The 21,397-nt window shown below is 39.8% G+C and carries 18 protein-coding genes, 1 other RNA gene and 1 pseudogene; 18 read left to right on the forward strand and 2 right to left on the reverse strand.

Annotation, left to right across the window (positions count from 1 at the left end):
- The first annotated feature begins 80 nt into the window (after positions 1–80).
- From ON15_RS03005 to nth, 6 genes are all read left to right on the forward strand, one after another.
- Entirely contained in the window at positions 81–2,873 is a 2,793-nt protein-coding gene (locus ON15_RS03005; protein WP_010580005.1) for a helicase C-terminal domain-containing protein, read from the forward strand.
- A gap of 86 nt (positions 2,874–2,959) precedes the next feature.
- Positions 2,960–3,457, forward strand: a complete 498-nt coding sequence (locus ON15_RS03010; RefSeq protein ID WP_010580006.1) for a cell wall elongation regulator TseB-like domain-containing protein — start codon at positions 2,960–2,962, stop codon at positions 3,455–3,457.
- An 18-nt stretch (positions 3,458–3,475) separates the two neighbouring features.
- Positions 3,476–4,660 (forward strand): pyridoxal phosphate-dependent aminotransferase, encoded by a 1,185-nt coding sequence (locus ON15_RS03015; protein ID WP_010580007.1) that lies wholly within the window; start codon positions 3,476–3,478, stop codon positions 4,658–4,660.
- Positions 4,661–4,678: 18 nt separating this feature from the next.
- Positions 4,679–5,980 carry an asparagine--tRNA ligase gene (gene asnS / locus ON15_RS03020; RefSeq protein WP_010580008.1) on the forward strand — a complete coding sequence of 434 codons (1,302 nt, stop codon included), beginning with the start codon at positions 4,679–4,681 and terminating at the stop codon, positions 5,978–5,980.
- A 74-nt stretch (positions 5,981–6,054) separates the two neighbouring features.
- Positions 6,055–6,789, forward strand: coding sequence for a DnaD domain-containing protein (locus tag ON15_RS03025; RefSeq protein ID WP_010580009.1), 735 nt, complete (start codon positions 6,055–6,057; stop codon positions 6,787–6,789).
- Positions 6,789–7,445 (forward strand): endonuclease III, encoded by a 657-nt coding sequence (gene nth / locus ON15_RS03030; RefSeq protein WP_010580010.1) that lies wholly within the window; start codon positions 6,789–6,791, stop codon positions 7,443–7,445. The genes ON15_RS03025 and nth overlap by 1 nt, the downstream gene beginning before the upstream one ends.
- Positions 7,446–7,729: 284 nt before the next feature.
- Here nth and ON15_RS03035 read toward each other — a convergent pair.
- Positions 7,730–10,028 (reverse strand): annotated as a pseudogene (locus ON15_RS03035) (transglycosylase domain-containing protein).
- A gap of 4 nt (positions 10,029–10,032) precedes the next feature.
- On the reverse strand, positions 10,033–10,662 hold the full coding sequence (gene recU, locus ON15_RS03040) for a Holliday junction resolvase RecU (RefSeq protein ID WP_010580011.1): 630 nt from the start codon (positions 10,660–10,662) through the stop codon (positions 10,033–10,035).
- Between the two features lie 108 nt (positions 10,663–10,770).
- Here recU and ON15_RS03045 point away from each other — a divergent pair, with 108 nt between their 5' ends.
- The 12 genes from ON15_RS03045 to ON15_RS03095 form a co-directional block, all read left to right on the forward strand.
- A complete protein-coding gene (locus tag ON15_RS03045) occupies positions 10,771–11,337 on the forward strand; it encodes an SLOG family protein (RefSeq protein WP_141567385.1) in 567 nt (188 codons plus the stop codon).
- A 67-nt stretch (positions 11,338–11,404) separates the two neighbouring features.
- The gene (gene gpsB / locus ON15_RS03050) at positions 11,405–11,743 is read left to right on the forward strand and encodes a cell division regulator GpsB (protein WP_010580013.1); all 339 of its coding nucleotides are present in this window, start codon (positions 11,405–11,407) and stop codon (positions 11,741–11,743) included.
- A 23-nt stretch (positions 11,744–11,766) separates the two neighbouring features.
- Positions 11,767–12,138: RNase P RNA component class B (gene rnpB, locus ON15_RS11410), an RNA gene on the forward strand.
- A gap of 81 nt (positions 12,139–12,219) precedes the next feature.
- A complete protein-coding gene (locus ON15_RS03055; protein ID WP_010580014.1) occupies positions 12,220–13,359 on the forward strand; it encodes a THUMP domain-containing class I SAM-dependent RNA methyltransferase in 1,140 nt (379 codons plus the stop codon).
- Between the two features lie 73 nt (positions 13,360–13,432).
- A complete protein-coding gene (locus ON15_RS03060; RefSeq protein WP_010580015.1) occupies positions 13,433–13,807 on the forward strand; it encodes an EbsA family protein in 375 nt (124 codons plus the stop codon).
- A gap of 139 nt (positions 13,808–13,946) precedes the next feature.
- Positions 13,947–15,605, forward strand: a complete 1,659-nt coding sequence (locus ON15_RS03065; protein WP_010580016.1) for a formate--tetrahydrofolate ligase — start codon at positions 13,947–13,949, stop codon at positions 15,603–15,605.
- 208 nt (positions 15,606–15,813) lie between these two features.
- Positions 15,814–16,260: a signal peptidase II gene (gene lspA / locus ON15_RS03070; protein ID WP_010580017.1), complete on the forward strand. Its 447-nt coding sequence runs from the start codon at positions 15,814–15,816 to the stop codon at positions 16,258–16,260.
- Positions 16,244–17,173 carry an RluA family pseudouridine synthase gene (locus ON15_RS03075; RefSeq protein WP_026049459.1) on the forward strand — a complete coding sequence of 310 codons (930 nt, stop codon included), beginning with the start codon at positions 16,244–16,246 and terminating at the stop codon, positions 17,171–17,173. Before lspA ends, ON15_RS03075 begins: the two co-directional genes overlap by 17 nt.
- A gap of 144 nt (positions 17,174–17,317) precedes the next feature.
- Entirely contained in the window at positions 17,318–17,857 is a 540-nt protein-coding gene (pyrR, locus tag ON15_RS03080) for a bifunctional pyr operon transcriptional regulator/uracil phosphoribosyltransferase PyrR (RefSeq protein WP_010580019.1), read from the forward strand.
- A 127-nt stretch (positions 17,858–17,984) separates the two neighbouring features.
- Entirely contained in the window at positions 17,985–19,271 is a 1,287-nt protein-coding gene (locus ON15_RS03085) for a solute carrier family 23 protein (RefSeq protein ID WP_010580020.1), read from the forward strand.
- A gap of 15 nt (positions 19,272–19,286) precedes the next feature.
- Entirely contained in the window at positions 19,287–20,237 is a 951-nt protein-coding gene (locus ON15_RS03090) for an aspartate carbamoyltransferase catalytic subunit (protein WP_010580021.1), read from the forward strand.
- Between the two features lies 1 nt (position 20,238).
- A partial coding sequence (locus ON15_RS03095) for a dihydroorotase (protein ID WP_010580022.1) occupies positions 20,239–21,397 on the forward strand: 1,159 nt, incomplete at its 3' end.

The following is a 21,397-nucleotide window of genomic DNA, read 5'->3' on the forward strand; positions in this document are numbered from 1 at the left end:
CAGGATTAGGAGTATTTTTAAAGCTGGGCTAAACTATGCTAAAATCAAAATTGGAATATTGAATGAAAGGCATATACATTATGAAATCAGGACAAACTTATGCAGTTGTTGATGTTGAAACGACTGAAGTCCAGCCGGATGGGCAGCGAAGATTGATACAGTTTAGCTGTGTCTTTTTAAAAAATCGCCGTGTGATCAATAAATTCAATACTTTGGTCAATCCACAGACTTCAGTTTCACTTGAAATTCAGCAACTGACGGGAATTACCCCGGCACAGTTAAACAAAGCGCCTTTATTTAGTGATTTAGCAGCAACTATTTATTCATTATTGCAGAATACAGTTTTTGTTGCCCATAATATCAATTTTGATTATAACTTTTTAAATCAAGAGCTCGAACGAGTTGGTTATCCGTCTTTGGAACTTGAAGGCATTGATACGGTTCAGTTAGCCCAAGTCTTATTGCCGACTTTGCCAAGTTTTAAACTAAGCTATCTGAGCAGTTATCTTAATTTAGACCATCGGCATCCGCATCAAGCTGATAGTGATGCTTTAGCAACGGCTCAGTTATTGTTACTCTTGCAAAAGCGGATTGATCAGCTGCCGGTTGAAACCTTAGCAACATTGGCCGAATTTCAGACTTGTTTTTTGCACCAGACTGGTAAATTATTTGTAACTGCTTATCAGCAAAAATGTCATCAGCCGCAACAATTGCCAGCTTATTTAGTCAAAGTTAATGATATGCTGATTAGACGTGATACTTATCAAAGCGTTTCATTGCAAGCCGCTGTTTATCCGCAAAGTTCTTCTGACAAGCAGCAACTATTTGCTGGCTTGATCGAATGGCGACAGCCACAAGCTGAAATGATGGATGTAATCCATCAAGCTTTAAATCAAGGCCCCCCAGCTTTACTAATCGAAGCGCCAACCGGCTTAGGCAAGACATTGGGGTATTTAGTACCGATTATGTATCAATTAGCGGCCGGTAAGAGCAACGGTTGTGTCGTTAGCACGGCGACTACAGCCTTGCAGACGCAGATTGTTGATCGAGTTTTACCGCTTTTGCAGCAGCTGCTGCCGTTTAATTTTTCAGCGATTGTCTTAAAGGGCAGTTGGCATTATTTGAGCTTGGCCAAATTTGCGGCTTCGTTAAAACAATTGCAAAGCGGCCAATCACGCTTATTGCAACTGCGGATTTTAGTCTGGCTGTTGACAAGCAAAACTGGTGATCTTGATGAATTGCATCTAACCAAGTATCAGGATCCTTTATTTGATCAAATTCGGCATACTGGTTTAGAAAGTTTAAACCCGGCTGATCCATTTTATGAATATGATTTTCTCAGACGCCAGCGGCAACATATAGCTAAAGCTGATCTGTTAATTACCAATCATGCTTATTTATTGCAGCATGCGCAACAGATTGGTCAAGAACGAATTTTGGTAGTGGACGAGGCTCAACATTTAGCACCGAACGCTTTAATGGCTAGTCGACAGGAAATTGATTTTGATCAGGTTAAGATTTGTAGCGATACACTATTAGTAATGGCGCAATCTCAGCCAGCATTTTCGTTTAAAGACTTGATCAGTCAAGGCATCCTGTCACCTGCTTCAGCTCAGGAAATGATTCGGGTCTTGCGAGTAATCGACCATCGAACTTGGGCAGTTCGCGAAGAAATTATTGAACGGTTCGTCGTGGCTGAAAAAGGGACCCAAATTTTTGAAAAACTGCTGCCTTTGCGGCAAATTTATGGTTTTATTAAAGAAAATGTTGGTGAATTTAAAACAATTGCGACGGCGTTTGAACAGTTGACGAATCTTTATTTTCAGTTTGAGGATTTAACGACGCAACTTCAGGCAGCACGACGATTGGATAAAGTGGCCCAAAATTTTTTGATTGAATTTCTCGATTGGCTTAAACAGCTCTTAGATCAATTAGCAGCTTGGAGTAATTTTAATTTGCAGCAAATTGAAAATTTTAAGCAAGCCAAATTTATTTGGTTGAAACTGCCTTTGACCCATGATGCAGCTCATTTGCACGTGATTTTTGGGGCTTTTCAAATGCACGGTTTTTTACAGGCTAAAGTTTATCAGTGGTTTAGTCAACTGTTATTTGTTGGGGCAACTCTTTCACTACCGGGGAAACAACAGCAATTTATTTGCCAGCAGCTTGATCTGCCAAGTAAAACGCCATTTGTTAAATTGCCGGGTATGTTTGATTATCAACGTCAGGCCATTGGTTTGATGGTCAGTGATGCTCCGGATATTTCACGTCAACAAACAGCTTATGCAGCTTATGTTAGCCAGATGATCATTAAGATTCTGCAAGTGACGCCTGGTAGACAAACACTGATCCTTTTTAATTCGCAAAACATGTTAGAAAAAGTTTATCAACGACTGCAAGATGTTACACTGACTGCAACTCGGAAAGTTTTAGCTCAAGGAATCACTGGCAGCAATGAAAAGATTATCAAAAATTTTATGCTTGGGTCAGGAATGATTTTACTAGGAACTGGGACTTTCTGGGAGGGAATTGATTTACCACAAAGTCAGTTAGAGCAGCTGATCATTGCTCAATTGCCATTTTCTTCACCAGACACCGTTATTAATCAGCTAAGATTCAACCAGTTGCGCCAGGCCAAAAAATCAACTTTCTGGGAGCTATCTTTACCGGAAGCAATGCAGCGTCTGCAGCAAGGAGCCGGCCGTTTGATTCGAACGGCTAACGATCATGGGGTGTTAATCGTACTTGATAGTCGAATCATCACCCGCAAATATGGTTGCTGGCTGCAAGCGGCTTTACCGGCTAAAATGCCACTCAAGGCAGTAACTAGTGAAGAAATGTTGAGCAAATTAACAAAGTTTTGGCAAAATTGAAGCTGCTCGGGTTCAAAATGTCGCTGATTATTGCTATAATTGAGCGGGTAATCAAAGAAAAGTCCTAAAAGAAAGAAGAGGCTTTAATGAAAAGAGTTGACCAACATAAGAATTCACTGGTAAAAACCATTTTATGGGCAATTTTGGCTTTGATCTTTTTTGGTTCGATAATTATTTATTGGCAAGCAGCTGCTCCGTATCATGATGCACAGCAAAATGCTATTAAATTGGCCAAACGTTATGGGAAATTGAAAAAAACAACCGATTTTTATTTGTTTAATCGTAAACAGACTTATTTTACGGTAGCTGGTACTAATCGGGAAAATCAAGCTGTTTACGTAGTGATTGCGCAAAAGAGTGCCCATATTAACATTTATCAGCAAGCCAATGGCATCAGTCAACAACAGGCTGAAAAAATTGTCAAGCAAGATCAGCAACCTAAAAAAATTATGAAAACTGCACTTGGCAAGTGGGGGAAGACACCAGTTTGGGAGGTGACCTATTTAAATCATCAAGGTCGTTTGAGCTATGCGCTCTTGAAATTTAAAAATGGTGATCTTGTTAAAACAATTCAAAACCTATAATTAAAGGAGAAATTAACCATGAAGTTTGCTAAAAGAGTCTTGCAAGTTAGTCCATCTGCTACTTTAGCCTTGTCCAATCAAGCTAAGGCATTAACAGCCAGCGGAGTTGATGTGATCAATCTAGGGGTTGGGGAACCGGACTTTAACACCCCGGCTCAGATTAAAGCAGCAGCTATTCAAGCAATCAAGTCTGGAAAATCAGATTTTTATACGGCCGCTGTCGGAATATTGCCCTTAAGACAAGCAATTTGCCAGCGGCTGAAACAAGACTTCAAGGTTGATTTTCGGCCAAATCAAGTTGCCGTGACGGTGGGCGGAAAGTTTTCTTTGTACGCTTTAGGACAAATCTTGCTTGATCCAGGTGATCAGGTTTTAATTCCATTGCCTTACTGGGTCAGTTATGGAGAGCAAGTTAAGTTAGCTGGCGGAGAACCGGTCTTTGTTCAACCAGCTGCAGATGGTTTTGTTTCGGTCGCTCAGCTTGAGGCTCAGCGAACTGCTAAAACCAAAGCAGTGATTATTAATTCACCGCAGAATCCATCTGGTTTAGTGTATTCGAAAGCCTTGCTGACAGCGATTGGAAACTGGGCAATTGAACATGATATTATGCTGATTGCTGATGACATGTACGGTAAGCTGATCTATAATGGCCATTCCTTTACGTCACTGATTGAACTTGGTGATCGGATCCGTCAGCAGACGATTTTGGTCAGCGGCTTGTCGAAGGCATATGCGATGACTGGCTGGCGTGTCGGCTATACTGTTGCTTCACCAGCTGTGATTGCTAAGTTAGGTGTAGTATTAAGCCACGCTACTAGTAATATTGCAGCTGTCAGTCAATATGCTGCGTTGGCTGCTTTGACTGGCGACCAAGCGGTAGTCGAGGCCATGCGCCAAGCTTTTGAGAAACGTTTAAATACGGTTTATCCAGAATTAATTGCCTTGCCAGGCTTTGAATTGCCACAAAAACCGCAGGGAGCTTTTTACTTATTTCCTAAAGTTGCTCAGGCTGTGAGAATTGCCGGCTTTAATACTACTGAGGAATTTACGGCGGCAGTTTTAGCCGAAGCTCATGTAGCGTTAGTGAACGGGGCAGCTTTTGGCATGCCAGATCATGTTCGTTTGAGTTACGCAACTGATCTTGCTAGTTTGCAAGAGGCAATCCGGCGATTAAAAGAATTTATGAATAAACATCAAGCATAATTAGTAGGAGGTTTTTTGGTGAAAACGATCAGTATTATTGAGGCAAAAAAGTACGTTGATCAGCAAGTTAGAATTGGAGTTTGGCTAACCAATAAAAGATCAAGCGGTAAAATTGCTTTTTTACAATTACGAGATGGAACGGCTTATTTTCAAGGCGTCATCGTTAAAAATGAAGTTGGCGAAGAACTGTTCCACGAAGCTAAGGAATTGCGTTTAGAGGAAAGTTTCTATGTTACTGGAACAATCCATGAAGACTCACGTTCGCATTTTGGTTATGAAATTGAAATTTCTAACCTAGAAAGAGTCGGTGAAAGTGAAGATTATCCGATAACGCCCAAAGAACACGGGATCGATTTTTTAATGGATCATCGCCATCTTTGGTTGCGTTCTAAAAAGCAGTTTGCAATTATGAAGATTCGTAATGAAATGATTCGAGCAACTTACGAGTTTTTCAATCAAGAAGGCTTTATCAAAATTGATGCACCAATTTTGACTGGGTCAGCACCAGAAGGCACAACTGAACTATTTCATACTAAGTATTTTGATCGCGATGCTTATTTGTCGCAGTCAGGTCAATTATATGAAGAAGCTGGCGCGATGGCTTTTAATAAGGTCTTTTCTTTTGGACCAACTTTCAGAGCTGAGAAGTCGAAAACGCGGCGGCATTTGATTGAATTTTGGATGATTGAACCTGAGATGGCCTTCATGCATCAGGAAGAAAGCTTGGAGATTCAAGAAAAATATGTTGCATTTTTAGTTCAGGGAGTTCTCAATAATTGTCAGTATGAATTGAAATTATTGGATCGTGATCCTAAGGTGCTGGAACGTTATACCAAGTTGCCTTATCCTAGAATTTCTTACGATGAAGCAATTCAAATGTTGCAGGATTCTGGGCAATTTCCAGAATTAAAATGGGGCGTTGATTTTGGTTCACCTGAAGAAACTTATCTAGCTGAGCATTTTAAACTGCCAGTTTTTGTGATGAATTATCCGAAATCAATTAAGCCATTTTATATGAAGCCACATCCAACTCGTGATGATGTCGTGATTTGTGCTGATTTATTAGCTCCAGAAGGTTATGGCGAAATTATTGGCGGTTCTGAACGGGCGACAGATACAAAGTATTTAATCGAGCAAATCAAAAAAGCTGGTTTAAAGCAAGCTGATTATGAATGGTATCTTGATTTACGCCGTTATGGCAGTGTACCTCATTCGGGCTTTGGTTTGGGATTAGAGCGGGCCGTTACTTGGATCACTGGTCAGGAGCATATTCGTGAATCAATTCCATTCCCAAGATTGCTGAATCGAATTTATCCGTAATATTAAAAAACGGCAAGTGCTATTTTTTCGGCCTTGGCGTTTTTTTGAAGTTTTAAAGAGAGGGGTGAGTTCAAATGGACAAGGTCATGCAACAGTTTTTAAGAGCAGGAAATACGACGATTACTAACTTGTTATTACACAACTATCGCCGGATGGGAATGAATGAACAAGAGTTTGTTTTATTTTTGCAACTTGAAAGTGAGCTTCAAGCTGGCAATGATTTTCCGCCAATTGAAAAGATTGCGACCAACATGCGGTGTCAAACAACTGAAATTTATCAATTGCTGCATCGGCTACTTGAAAAAAAACTCTTAGAAATCAAAACAACAACTGATAGTCAAGGCAAAAAAAGAGATGCTTATCGCTTTGATTTGCTTTATGAGAAGCTGTTTACTTTAGAACAACAAAATTTACAGCAGCACGCGGCTTCTAAAATCCAGGCTAATCAAACACAAGTTTTTCAAGCAATTGAGCAGGAATTTGGGCGCACCCTGTCGCCAATTGAATTAGAGACGATTGAGCAGTGGTTTAGTGAGGATCATTATTCGCCTAATTTAGTAATGTTGGCTTTACGTGAGGCAGTTTTGAGCCAAGCTTACAGTTTGAAATACATTGATCGGGTTTTATTGAGTTGGGAGCGGCAAAATATTCGGACAGCAGCTGATGTTCAGCGCATGAAAGCCAAGCAGCGGCAATTTGGCGTACAAAAAAAGTTAAAAAATTATTCTCAATCACAAAATAAACCAAAGATACCTTTAAAAAAATGGTCATCGACTGATCAGAACTTAACCCAAAGGAAAGATGATTAATGCTGAACGCAAAACAAACTCAAACAGCAATTGCGATAATGGGGGAAATTTTTCCTAATGCGAAAACTTCGCTAGTTGCTGATAGTCCTTTTCACTTTCTCTTGGCAGTAATTTTGAGCGCACAAACGACTGACAAAGCAGTTAATCGTTTAACGCCAGCCTTATTTGCCCGTTATCCTCAGCCAATTGATTTGGCGCAAGCTGATGAAGCAGAAGTTAGATCGTTGATTAAAACGATTGGTCTGTATCGCAATAAGTCTAAGTATTTGATTGCTTGTGCGCAAGGATTAGTAACTAAATTTAATGGACAAGTACCGCAAACTCGTTCAGAGTTGCTACAACTAGCTGGAGTTGGACAAAAAACGGCTGATGTTGTCTTAGCTGAATGTTTTCAAATCCCAGCTATTGCAGTTGATACGCATGTCAGTCGGGTAGCTAAACGTTTAGCAATTGTGCCTAAGAATGCCAACGTTTTGCAGATTGAGCACACCTTGATGAAGAAACTGCCTCAATCATCATGGATTGCAGCACATCATCGAATGATTTTTTGGGGACGTTACCAATGTATGGCCCGTCAGCCTAAGTGTTCAACTTGTCCGTTATTAGAAATTTGTTCAGCGGGTAAGGGACTGATTAAAAAAGGAGCAGCAAAATGAATTAAAAGAGCAAGTTAGTTTAAAACTAGTGAATTTATCAGCCAAAAAACAGCAGCTAGAATTTAATTTCTAGCTGCTGTTTTTAATGGGTCGATACTTTCCGATATTGGTGGAACCGAAAAGTCAATACCAATTTTTTTATTTTATCTATTAAAGAACATGGCATCCTATGATAATTTAAGCGTCAAAACCCAATCGAAAGAAGGAAAAAGCCATGTTCCAATTATAAAAAATAAAGAAGCCCTCTCTTCAGAGGACTTCATGGCGCCACCAATCTGCTTTAATTACTGAGTTGGAGAAGAAGTGCTTAAACTAGAACTGCTTGAGCTGCTACTTGAACTTGATGGGCTAGTTGAACTTGAAGGTGTCGAGCTTGAAGTTTGGCTTGAATTTTCCGAACTGCTGCTGGAAGATTGACTGCTAAAAACAGACGAACTTGAAATAATCGAGCTAATACTTGAAGAAGAATCAAGACTGCTACTTTCACTGGAACTTGAATTTGAACTGCTGCTAGAACTAGTCTTGCTGCTACTATCACTATCACTGCTTGTTTTATCAGGGGAGCCAGCTAAATATAATTCACGAACTCCATTAACATATTTGACGTAAACGTTGCTTGGTCGTTTCCAATCAGTATTAGTTTTCCCAGTCGACATATACGACATGGCATATTTATAAATGTATTGTGCAATCTTGACTGACGAAGAATTAAGATAATTTCCGGTTTCATAAGGATGATCGTATCCGACCCACACCGACATTGAATAATGTTTAGTATAGCCATTAAACCAAGAATCCATATCAGCATCGCTTGGGAACTTATCAGCAACGTTGCTTGGATAACTGTTAGTACCAGTTTTTCCAGCTTCGTAAAGGCCGCTAATATTGGCTGATCGACCTGTTCCGCTAGAACTCGTCAGTACATCCTTCAGCATATCAGTAATCATATAAGCAGTGGAAGACTGCATGACTTGTTTTCCTGAACTGGAGTAATTATGGACCGTACCGTCATTAGTTTCAATACTTCTGACATAGGTAGGCTTATAATAAGTTCCACCATTAGCAAAAGCAGCATAGGCGGCAGCGTTTTGCAAAGTTGATGAATACAAACCAATTCCATTTTGAAATTCAAGAGTTTTCTTATACTTGAAACCTAATTTACTAATAAAGTTCTGCGCACGTGTGATCCCAACTGCTTGTAAGGCCCGAATTGCGGGGATATTACGTGACTGTGTCAGAGCACTGCGCATGGTGATTGAGCCTTGATATTGATGATCGAAATCATAGAGCTGAATATTAGTACCAGGATAAATATATTTGGTATCTTTTAGTTTATGATAAGTTGCCCAGCTTAAATATTCAATTGCCGGTCCATAATCCATTAATGGTTTGGCTGTTGAACCGTTCGTCCGGTCAGTTTGAACAGCACGATTAAGCCCAAAAGTAACATTTCCCACTTGCCGACCGCCAATCATTGCAACAATTTTTCCGTTATTGGGATTAACGATCGTTGAAGCAATTTGTAGATTATTATTTGGATAATTTATATAATTATCTGTGTTAGCAATTTGATATAATTTTTTTTGAATATTCATATCCAGGTTTGTATAAATCTTCAGACTTGAGGTATACGGATCATAGCCCTTCTTTTTGACTTCTTGAATTACCTGTTTGATATAAGAGTCAGCAATTTTTTCATTGCTGTTAACTGTTTGAGTCGATCGCTGCTGAACAACACCATAAGTTATCGGTTCACTTTTGGCTTGCGCTGCTTGGGCCGAAGTTTATTTTTTTATTTGCTAGCATGGCATCTAAAACTTCATTTCGCCTTTTTAAAGCTAATTTTTGATTTGAATACGGATTATAATCGGTTGGTGCATTAGGTATTCCGGCAATTAAAGCTGTTTGGGCAAGGTTTAGATCCTTAAGTGGTTTATTGAAATAGTAGTATGATGCAGTTTGCATTCCATAGGTTCCAAATCCCATGAAAACTTTGTTAATATAAAATGTTAGAATTTGATCTTTACTATAACTATTATCAAGCTTGAGTGCCATCCAAGCTTCTTGAGCTTTACGCTTTAGAGTCTGATCAGAACGTTTAGTTGAAAAATATGATAACTTGATTAATTGCTGATCGAGCGTACTGCCTCCTTGTAGACCACCGGATGAACCAGTAATATTAGCAATTGCCGCACCAACGATCCTAATTGGATCAATTCCGTGATGTTGATAGAATCGACGATCCTCAATTGAAACGATCGCATTCTTTAACTGCTGTGGGATCTTATTTTCACTAATATATCGCCGATTTTCTGAACCCAGTGACATAATTTTATGATCATTGGCATCGTAGATAGTAGTTGAGCCACTGCTCTGCAATTTTGCCTCAGTTAAAGTTGGGGCACTTTTAGCATAAATGAAAAATAAAGTTGCACCCAGTACGATTGCAAATTCAATAATAATAAAGAAACTAAAAAATAACCTGCGAAAGAATTTCCGTACAGGATTATTTCTTTTTTTAGCTTTTTTTAAAATAGCTTTTTGGCGTGCAACTCTTGAATATTCAGGATCTCGTTTACTCATAAAGTTAGCTCCTCTTTTCTGGTGATTGCTTGATCAACAAGTCAACTTTTTCTAAGTAAGGAATTAAAGGTTGAAAACCGTATTTAATAGTAAACCCATTTTCAGCAATCACGTTTTTGGGAATTGATTTACGACCAGTACTTTGCTGATCCCAATAATTGTATAAGATTTTTGCTGGTAACAAAAATAATTCTTGCGTTGAAACAAATTTGATAATCGTGAAGCAAATTCCTCCTTGCTTGGTGCAAGCTCGCAGATGTTTTATTTGGTGATCATGAAAATTATTAAGCGGGAAAGAAGTTTGGCTTTGAGTTTCTTTGGCTTCAAAGTCCAAATAATATCCATGATATACTCCATTATAATCGGTGGTTGAAGCTTGTTTGAAATAAGCTTCTTTAATTACGGCAGCACTGCGCTTAGGGTAATCAACTTGTACGATTTGAATTGGAATTGGCTTTTTATGGATAACTGCCAAATCATTTTGCAAATAAAAAAGATTGCTAAGATTAATTTCATCTTCGAGAGGCATGCCACGGTTTCCAAATACAACCTGATCATTTTTAGGCTTATGATTTTTGCAAAGATTACTAGAACCTTGATGGTAAATTTGACCATTTGGATAACGAATCGTCAATTGCCTCACTCTCCATTCGACTTATTATACCAACTTAAAACAACGTTGGCAAAATAGTCAAATCAATCGCCGCAGCTAGACGAAAATGTTAAAATAGGCAAGGAGGAAATTATGAATATCTGGATCAGTGGCTATCGCAATTATGAATTAAATATCTTTCGCTCCGATGATCAACGAATTGAAGTCTTAAAGCATTTATTAGGCCAACAGCTACGTACTAAGATTGAGCAAGGCTTGACCTGGGTTTTAACGGGTGGTCAGCTAGGAATCGAACAGTGGACATTAGAAGCTGCACTTGATTTAAAACGGGATTACCCAGCTTTAAAAATAGCTTTGATCTTGCCATTTGCCGATTTTGCTCAAAAATGGCAACCAGAAAAACAAACAGTTTTACTAAAACTTAAAGAAAAAGTTGATTTTTGTGCTGAGGTCAGTCGACGTCCCTATCAAAGTCCGCAGCAATTAAAAAATTGGCAGACCTTTATGCTTAAGCATACTAAACAGGCGCTTTTAGTTTATGATCCAGAGCATCCAGGCAAAAGCCGCTACGATTATCAAGCAATTCAGACTTATCAATGCCGGCATGATTATCCGTTAGATTTGCTGGATTTCGATTGGTTACAGACAGCTAGTCAGGATTATTTAGAAGAAATCAATGAAAATCATTTGCAATAATTATGAGGTTTGGTATAATAATAAGAGTTTCAGGTTGAGTTTCCAGATGAATATGAGGTGCATTTTTGTGGAAAAAATAAATTTTACGCCGAAAGATATTGTTAATAAACATTTTCGTCCTAAAATGCGTGGTTATGATCCGGCTGATGTCGATGAATTTCTTGATGATGTGATCAAGGATTATGAGACTTATTCGAAAGAAACTCAGCGGCTTCAGTTGGAAAATGATCGCTTAGTTAGCAAGGTTGATGAGTTGACAAAGCAGTTATCAGTCAGTGGTGATAGCCAAGTTAGTCGGCCAGCTTCCAATGTAACAAATATGGACATCCTGAAACGCTTGTCTAATCTGGAACGCCATGTTTTTGGCGCACAGTTGAATAATAATGATCATACTGACCGTTTTTAATAATGGTCAATAAGAATCTTGTAAGTTTCTGGTGATCGCGGTTCGCCTTTGAGCGGACTGAGGAAAGTCCAAGCTTGCACAGACTGCGATGTCTGTAGTGATCGTGCTCGCTGAAAAAATAAGGCGAGGTACCATTTGGTAATGGCAAACAAACGGGCTAAGGCTTTGGCTATGCTCTAGTAGTTTTGAAAAGTGCCACAGTGACGAAGCAATATTGGAAACAGTATTGATGGAACGCGGTAAACCCCACGAGCAGGTAACCCAAATTATGGTAGGGGCGCTTCATGCCGGAAATGAACTAAGCATGGGGGCAGGCAATTTGCCTGGAGATAGATGATCGCCACCTTGTTTGATATCTCCTGGATCATTCAAGGGACGGAACGTGGCTTATAGAGGCTTACATTTACAGGAAGAGGTTAGGAAGCCATGTGCATCCTAGCCTTTTTATTTTAATTAAAGTATATTAGGAGAAATTGATGGAGAAATTTAATTTATTAGCTGCCTGTGCAGCCGGCTTGGAGAGCGTTACTGGTAATGAATTGCGGCACTTGGGCTATCAAGTTCAGGTTGAAAATGGTCGAGTACGTTTTACTGGAGATTTACGCGATATTTTAAAGACTAATTTATGGCTGCGCTCAGCTGATCGCATCAAAATTATTGTTGGCGAATTTCCTGCCAGAACTTTTGACGAATTATTTGAAAAGACTAAACAGCTTGCTTGGGATCGATTTTTACCTTTAGATGCGGAATTCCCAGTTGCTGGTCGTTCTCAAAAATCGCAGTTGCATAGTGTTCCGGATGTGCAAGCTATTGTTAAAAGGGCCGTTGTTGACAAGCTTAGTCAAATTTATCATCGACATGGACATTTACCGGAAAGCGGCGCAAAATATCCGTTAGAAGTTGCCATCAATAAAGACCAAGTTTTGTTGACTTTGGATACGACTGGGCCAAGTTTATTTAAGCGCGGTTATCGCTTAGAAAAAGGCCCAGCGCCGCTCAAAGAAAATTTTGCGGCTGCTTTAGTTTTATTGGCTCACTGGTATCCAGAAAAGCCATTTGTTGATCCAGTCTGCGGCTCGGGAACGATTCCGATTGAGGCTGCCTTGCTTGGTCATAACATTGCTCCGGGATTCAAACGGCAATTTATTTGTGAAGATTGGCAATGGATCCCAGCAGAGATTTCGAAGTCAGTCCGGGATGAAGCGGCTGATTTAGCTGATTATGATCGAAAATTAGCAATTTTTGGTTATGATATTGATGGACAAATGATTGCTATTTCGCGGTTGAATGCGCGTCAGGCTGGCTTGAGCAAAGAAATTTATTTCAAGCAGCAAGCGGTTAAAGACTTTAAAACTGAGCTGACTAATGGGGTAATCGTTGCTAATCCACCTTATGGTCAGCGCTTGAGCGATCAGGTAAGCGTGCATCAGCTTTATCAGCAAATGGGAGTGGTCTTTAAACCGTTGAAAACTTGGAATAAATATATTTTGACGAGTGATTTAGCCTTTGAAAAATTTTATGGGCAACGAGCTGCTAAACGGCGTAAGTTATATAACGGATCTTTGCGGACGGATTTATTTCAATACTGGGAATTAGCAAAGCAAAGAAAACATTAAAGATGGTAAATTGACTTCTTTTACTGAAAAATCTGCATTATCATAAAATTAGAAATTGATTGGAGGTTTTCAATTGGATAAAAAGTTTTTTTATCAACCAGATCTGCCAACGTCAGTCACTTGTTGGTCATATACTTTGATTATTTTATCAATCAGTATTTTGCTGTGGTTAGAAATCACGGTTTTTCAAATTTGGACAGTTTTAGTTTTTTTATTGTTTCTCTTAGTCAGCGGAATCCAGATTTATTTTCGCCAAGTTGAAGTTCGGCCAGACCGGGTAGTTTTGAAAACAGTTATTCCGCAAAATAATAAAGTTTTGCAGCGCTCTGAACTATTTGTTAGCAAGCAGCCACATGGTTGTTTATTATTTAAAACTAAATTGCAAACTTATCGCATTTATTTATTACCAGCGGCTCGTAATAAGCTGTATGATTTAATTCAAAAATAAGCTCATTGTTCTTGAATTGCATAATTTTTTAGGCCCGTTATTAATTTTTTAAAAGATTTAATGACATTTTACGAACTTTATTTTATAATTGGGCTATCAAATATAATTGGATTATTAAATTCAAGGAGGATTTTTATCATTGAAAGATATTGAAATCGCACAAAAGGCAAAAATGGAGAAAATTACTACCGTTGCTGCGCGGTTAGGGTTAAATGCCGACCAGATCGAACAATATGGTGATTATAAAGCTAAAATCAAGTTGCCGTTAAAAAATAATAATTTAACAAATGGCAAATTGATTTTAGTGACAGCCATCAATCCCACCCCCGCTGGTGAAGGCAAATCGACGGTTACGGTTGGCTTGGGTGATGCGTTAAATCTCAGAAAGCACCGGACGGCGATTGCTTTACGGGAGCCGTCGCTTGGCCCAGTCATGGGGATGAAAGGTGGCGCGACTGGTGGCGGCTATGCTCAGGTCGTTCCAATGGAAGATATCAATTTGCATTTTACTGGTGATATGCATGCTTTAACAACTGCTAATAACACTTTGGCAGCTTTGATCGATAATCATATTTATCAAGGCAATCAGTTAAACATTGATCCGCGGCGGGTAATTTGGAAGCGCGTCTTGGATATTAATGATCGGGCACTGCGGCATATTGTAATTGGGCTTGGTGGTTTGTCGCAAGGAATTCCGCGTGAAGATGGTTTTGATATTACGGTTGCGAGTGAATTGATGGCAATTTTGTGTCTAAGTGAGAGTTTAGCTGATTTGAAAAAACGGATTAGTCGGATCGTGATCGGTTATACCTATGATAAACAGCCAGTGACAGTAAAACAGCTTGGCGTGACAGGAGCTATCTCTTTATTGCTTAAGGATGCGATTAAACCGAATCTGGTTCAGACCTTAGCTCATACGCCAGCTATTATTCATGGTGGACCATTTGCCAATATTGCCCATGGTTGCAACAGTGTTTTAGCAACGCAAACAGCTTTGAAACTGGCCGATTATACGGTTACCGAGGCTGGCTTCGGTGCGGATCTCGGCGCAGAAAAATTTCTTGATATCAAATCACCAGTCTTAGGGCAGACACCTAATGCGGTGGTGATCGTGGCGACAGCCCGCGCTTTAAAGATGCATGGCGGAGTGGCTAAGGATCAGCTAGCAACCGAGAACTTACCGGCACTGGCAGCTGGTTTTGCTAATTTACGGAAACATATTGCCAGCATCAAGCGTTATCAAGTACCAGTAATCGTAGCTATTAACCGTTTCAGTACGGATACTGAGGCTGAGCTGACTAAATTAAAAGAATTGTGCCAGCAAGACGAGATACCAGTGGCGGTGGCTGATGTTTGGGCGCAAGGTGGTCAAGGTGCCTTAGAATTGGCTGACAAAGTTGTTGAATTGTGTGATCAGCCAGCTGATTTTGCGCCACTTTATCGAACGGATGATTCACTAACAGTTAAAATTAAAAAGATTGTGACTGAAATTTATGGTGGGCAAGAAGTTGTCTATAGCCGTAAAGCTCAGCGTCAATTAAGACAATTTACTCAAAATGGTTGGGATAAACTACCAATTTGCATGGCCAAAACACAGTATTCATTATCAGATGATCCTAAAAAGTTAGGCGCACCAACTGGATTTGCAATTCATATTCGCGAGTTTGTACCTAAATTAGGGGCTGGTTTCATCGTTGCACTAACTGGTAATGTTTTGACCATGCCTGGCTTGCCAAAGGTTCCAGCCGCCAATCAGATGGAATTAGCTGATGATGGTACAATTTCTGGTTTATATTAATTAAAACTTTGTCAATATTAGAAAATTGATTATTCTCAAAGGCTAAAAATTACTGACTGATGGTTGGCAATTCTTAGCCTTTTTGATGGGCAACAAATTGCTTCTTAAAAATTTAAGTTTATGCTGACAAAGAGGTGCGGTATAATATAAACTTAAGGTGCTTTATAATTATTTAGATTTTGACGCCAGAAAGTGAGGATCGATTTTAATGCCAATTTATTTTCTACTGATGTTTGCGGTGGTTTTACTTGATCAGTTAGTTAAACATTATGTAATGGTCAATATTCCCCTCAATCACAGTATCAATTTTATTCCACATTTCCTAGCGTTGGCACATATTCGTAATTATGGCGCGGCCTGGAATATATTAACTGGTCAACGGGTTTTCTTTTTTTTAATAACCTTAATTGCCTTGGTAATTTTGGGTTACCTTTTTAAGAAAACTTGGCAAAATTGGATTTATGCATTGGGAATCAGTTTGATGATTGGTGGAACAATTGGAAATTTTATCGATCGGATCCGGATTGGCTACGTTGTTGATATGTTTGAACTGAAATTTATTAATTTTCCTGTTTTTAATGTTGCTGATTCAGCTTTAACAGTCGGTGTAATTATTTTATTATTAGCCGTGTTCAGGGATGATCGACATGACTGAACGACAAAGCTTCAAAATCACTGATCAATCAGGCAGGTTAGATAAAGCAATTGCTGATTTTTTTCCAAAATATAGTCGTTCGCAATTGCAAGAACTAATTCGTCAGGGTAATTTGACGGTCAATCGGCAGTTAGTTTTACCTAAGTATCAAGTTAAAACAGGTGATTTAATCGAATTGCAGCCGCCTAAAATTAAACAACTTAGTCTCAAACCAGAGAAGATTCCATTGGCGATCATTTATGAAGATCAAGATCTTTTGGTGGTTAATAAGCCTCAAGGAATGGTTGTTCATCCAGCACCTGGACATCCAGATCAGACTTTGGTTAATGCGCTGTTGTACCATTGTCCGCTGTCGACAATCAATGGTACTTATCGCCCAGGAATAGTTCATCGAATTGATAAAGATACTTCTGGTTTATTAATGGTCGCTAAAAATGATCAAGCTCACCAAGCTTTGGCTGCCCAACTGAAAGCTAAAAAAAATTTGCGTGAATACACGGCTTTAGTTCATGGAATTATCAAAGAAGACCATGGGACAATCAATGCTCCAATTGGCAGATCATTGCGTGATCGTAAAAAACAGGCAGTTGTAGCCAATGGGCGGGCGGCAGTTACCCATTTTCATGTAGTTAGACGTTTCTATCAAACGCAGTTTACGTTGATCAAATGTATTTTAGAGACCGGTCGAACTCATCAGATTCGGGTTCATTTACGTTATATTGGACACCCCTTGGCTGGTGATCCATTGTATGGTCCAGCCAAAACACTTAAAGGTCACGGCCAGTTTCTTCACGCTGGACGTTTGGGCTTTGAGCATCCCCGGACTCACCGGGAAATGATTTTTAATGTGCCAGTTCCAGAAGTTTTTCAAAAAACTTTAGAAAGACTTGACAAGCAAGAGAATATCAAGTAAATTTATAAGCAATGAAGGTCCTTTAAAGTTAGTCCTGTGAGGCTAAGAAGGCAGCGTCTTAATTGAGCTCGAAAAGGCATTTGTCTATCCACTTAGTCGATGAACTAAGTGGTCTTTTTTTTGGACAGAAAAGGAGAGGTAAAAATGGCAAAAGAAGTCGTTGATTCAATGGCGATGAAGCGTGCGCTAACTCGGATGACGTACGAAATCATTGAAAAAAACAAAGGAATTGGAGATCTAGTGATCGTTGGAATCAAAACGCGGGGGATTTATTTAGCCCAGCGAATTGCCAAACGCTTGCAACAGTTAGAAGGGGCTAGTGTCCCAGTTGGTGAATTAGATATTTCACTCTATCGTGATGATCGTCATGATGCATCATTAAAAAATGATCCAGTTGTCAAGTCTTCACAGCTAGATTTTGACGTTACTGATAAGCAAGTCATTTTAGTTGATGATGTTTTATTCACTGGTCGGACGGTTCGGGCCGCTTTAGATGCTTTAATGGATCAAGGACGTCCTAAAAAGATTAACGTTGCAGTTTTAGTTGATCGTGGGCATCGCGAATTGCCGATCAAGGCGGATTTTGTTGGTAAAAATATCCCCACTTCACGTCAAGAAGAAATTCAAGTTTCAGTTGAAGAAATTGATGGCAAAGATTCAATTGAAATCAAAAACTTAAAATAAGCATCAACCATTTTAATTGACTCCAGAGAGAGCAAAAAGGTTGTCGCTCACCTAACCAAGGTGAGACCTTAAGCTGGCCTGGATCAAATTTGATTCAGGTTTTTTTGTAGAGAAAGGATGAAATATTTTGCAGAATTCACCAAAAAAAGAATTTCGCAACGATGAAGCACTTTTGGACATTCAGGATCGACCGACCTTTTTTCATTGGCTGATTCTTTCAATCCAGCATTTATTTACGATGTTTGGGGCAACAGTTTTAGTTCCTTTACTGATTGGGATCAATCCCAGCATTGCTTTGTTTAGTTCCGGGGTCGGGACCTTGACTTACATTTTATGTACGAAGGCTAAAATTCCGGCTTATCTCGGCTCGAGTTTTGCTTTTGTGACTACGATGCAGGCGTTAATGAAGGCTGATGGTTATCCAGCCGTTGCGCAAGGGGCGATTTCAGCTGGCTTAGTCTACGTGGTTGTCTCATTGGTCATTTCCCGTTTTGGATCTAACTGGGTTGATCGAGTTTTGCCGCCAGTTGTGGTGGGGCCGATCATTATTGTAATTGGCTTGTCTCTAGCCACAACCGCTGCCAGTGATGCAATGTTGAACAACAATCATTATGATCTAAAGTATTTTGCCGTTGCAATTTTCACTTTGCTGATTACCATTATTTTTAATCTGTATCTCAAAGGTTTTCCCAGCATGATTCCAGTTTTGTTAGGAATCATTTGTGGTTATCTTCTGGCAGTGATGGTTGGCATTGTTGATCTGCAATCAGTGGCGGCTGCTAAATGGTTCTCTTTACCGGCTTTTGATGTGATGTTTGTCAATTATCACTTTAAATGGTATCCCGCAGCCATTATTGGCATGGCACCAATTGCTTTTGTCACGATGACCGAGCACATGGGGCATATCATGGTTTTGAATAAATTGACTAAGCGGAATTTCTTCAAAGATCCCGGTCTGCATCGGACATTATTTGGAGATGGGCTGTCATCGGTCATTGCTGGTTTTGTCGGTGGCCCGCCAACCACGTCATATGGTGAAAATATTGGAGTGCTGGCAATGACTAAAGTTCACAGTGTCTGGGTCTTAGGTGGAGCAGCTTTATTTGCCATCATTTTCAGCTTTGTTGGTAAAATTAGTGCTTTGATCCATTCGATTCCGACACCAGTAATTGGTGGTATTAGTTTCCTCTTGTTTGGCATGATTGCTTCTAATGGTTTGCGGATCTTAGTTGATAACCATGTTAATTACGAATTAAAACGCAACCTAGTAATTACTTCAGTTATTTTAGTAATTGGGATTGGCGGAGCATACCTGCAATTGGGACATTTCCAATTGACCAGCATTGCTTTAGCAACTGTTTTTGGAATCATCTTGAACTTGATTTTGCCGCAAAAGGCAAGAAGTGAAAAATAAAAGGAGCTGGAATTCATGCAAAAATCTCTTGAAATGGTGAAGTTACCACATTTTGTTTCAGTTGAAAATCTGTCGGTTACAACTGTTAAAGCCCTTATTCAGCGAGCAACTTATTTTCAACAAGGCGGAAATGTTCCGGTTTGGTCAAAACCAATTTATGCTGCTAATTTATTTTTTGAAAATAGTACGCGAACCCATTGCAGTTTTGAAATGGCAGAAAGCAAGCTCGGTTTGACGGCCATTCCGTTTGATCCGGCAGCCAGTTCGATGCAAAAGGGCGAAACCTTATATGATACTTTATTAACATTAAATTCGATTGGTGTTGATTTAGCAGTAATTCGACATTCGCAAAACGGTTACTATCGCAACTTGATTAACTTGTCAGCTAATTCGCAACTAAACCTTGGAATCGTCAATGCTGGTGACGGCAGCGGCCAGCATCCGTCGCAATCTTTGCTGGATATGTTAACGATTTATCAGCAGTTTGGTCACTTTGACGGTTTAAAAATTGCGATTGTCGGTGATCTAACCAATTCACGTGTTGCCCGCAGTAATATGCAGTTACTAACCCGTTTGGGAGCGGAAGTCTATTTTTCTGGCCCGGAATATTGGTATGATCAACAAGAATTCAGCCAATATGGTCAATATTTGCCAATTGATCAGTTGATTGGTCAAATGGATGTCATGATGCTCTTGCGAGTTCAACATGAACGGCATGCCAATGAAAGTCAATTTGATGCTCAAAATTATCATCAAAAATATGGTTTGACCAATGCTCGTTATCAACAAATGAAAGATAAAGCAATTATTATGCATCCAGGCCCGATTAACCGCGGTATCGAAATTGATTCAAAATTAGTTGAAGCCCCTAAGTCACGTTTCGCACAGCAAATGAAAAATGGTGTCTTCATGCGGATGGCAATGCTGGAAGCGGTAATTAACGGACGTCATTTAGGAGGACGATAAGATGCTGACTCTGATTAAGAATGGTTTGGTCTATCAGGCTGGTCAATTACAAAAAATGGATGTTTTGCTGCAAGATGATCATTTTGCTGCGGTTGGAGTAGCTTTAGCCGAACTGAGCGACGCAGATCGAGTAATTGATGCTGCTGGAAAACTAGTTACTCCGGGTTTCGTAGATGTGCATGTACATTATCGCCAGCCTGGTTTCACACAAAAAGAAACGATTAAGACTGGTAGTTTAGCAGCAGCTCATGGTGGCTTTACAACGGTGGGGGCAATGCCTAATTTAGATCCAGTCCCGGATACACCGGAGAAAATGGAACAAATGCAAGCTTTAAACCAAAAAGATGGGGTAGTTCATATTCTTCAATATGCGGCAATCACTAAGGGTCGACGCGGAAAAGAAGTTAATGATTATGCCGCCTTAAAAGCTGCTGGTGCGTTTGCAATCAGTGATGACGGTAATGGAATTCAAAGTGCCGCCGTTATGTATCAAGCAATGCAACATGCAGCGGCGGCTAATTTACCGTTAGCCGAACATATTGAAGATGAATCACTCTTATTCAATGGTGTGATCAATGCTGGTCCGAAAGCTCAAGAATTGAATTTGCCAGGAATGTTAGATTTAAGCGAATCGTCACAATTAGCCCGCGATTTGATTCTTGCTCAAAGAACTAAAGTCCACTATCATGCCTGCCATATTTCAACGAAAGAAAGTGTGGCTTTGATTCGTTGGGCTAAACAACAAGGAATTCGAGTTACCTGTGAAGCAACGCCACACCATTTGTTATTGACAGCTGATGATATTTTAGCTGATGATGGTAATTACAAAATGAATCCACCGTTACGGACGAGAGCCGACCAAGCTGCTTTAATTGCTGCCTTGGCGGATGGAACCATCGACCTAATCGCAACTGATCATGCTCCACATGCCGCTGATGAAAAGGCAGGTGGCTTTTGTCACGCCGCGTTCGGAATTACTGGCAGTGAAACAGCTTTTAGTCTGTTATATACCAAACTGGTTAAAACTGGCCAGCTGACTCTGCCAAGATTATTGGAACTGCTGACAAGTGCTCCAGCAAAAGCATTTTCGCTTCCAACCGCTGGTACGATTCAACCGGGGGAACCAGCTGACTTAGCTATTTTTGATCTACAGCAGCCGT

The sequence above is a fragment of the Liquorilactobacillus vini DSM 20605 genome, assembly GCF_000255495.1.
Classification (GTDB): Bacteria; Bacillota; Bacilli; order Lactobacillales; family Lactobacillaceae; genus Liquorilactobacillus; species Liquorilactobacillus vini.

Coding starts and splice junctions, on each gene's coding strand:
- ON15_RS03015 (WP_010580007.1), top strand. CDS start 3,476: ATGAAGTTTGCTAAAAGAGTCTTGCAAGTTAGTCCATCTGCTACTTTA.
- nth (WP_010580010.1), top strand. CDS start 6,789: ATGCTGAACGCAAAACAAACTCAAACAGCAATTGCGATAATGGGGGAA.
- ON15_RS03025 (WP_010580009.1), top strand. CDS start 6,055: ATGGACAAGGTCATGCAACAGTTTTTAAGAGCAGGAAATACGACGATT.
- ON15_RS03055 (WP_010580014.1), top strand. CDS start 12,220: ATGGAGAAATTTAATTTATTAGCTGCCTGTGCAGCCGGCTTGGAGAGC.
- pyrR (WP_010580019.1), top strand. CDS start 17,318: ATGGCAAAAGAAGTCGTTGATTCAATGGCGATGAAGCGTGCGCTAACT.
- lspA (WP_010580017.1), top strand. CDS start 15,814: ATGCCAATTTATTTTCTACTGATGTTTGCGGTGGTTTTACTTGATCAG.
- ON15_RS03075 (WP_026049459.1), top strand. CDS start 16,244: ATGATCGACATGACTGAACGACAAAGCTTCAAAATCACTGATCAATCA.
- ON15_RS03090 (WP_010580021.1), top strand. CDS start 19,287: ATGCAAAAATCTCTTGAAATGGTGAAGTTACCACATTTTGTTTCAGTT.
- ON15_RS03010 (WP_010580006.1), top strand. CDS start 2,960: ATGAAAAGAGTTGACCAACATAAGAATTCACTGGTAAAAACCATTTTA.
- ON15_RS03005 (WP_010580005.1), top strand. CDS start 81: ATGAAATCAGGACAAACTTATGCAGTTGTTGATGTTGAAACGACTGAA.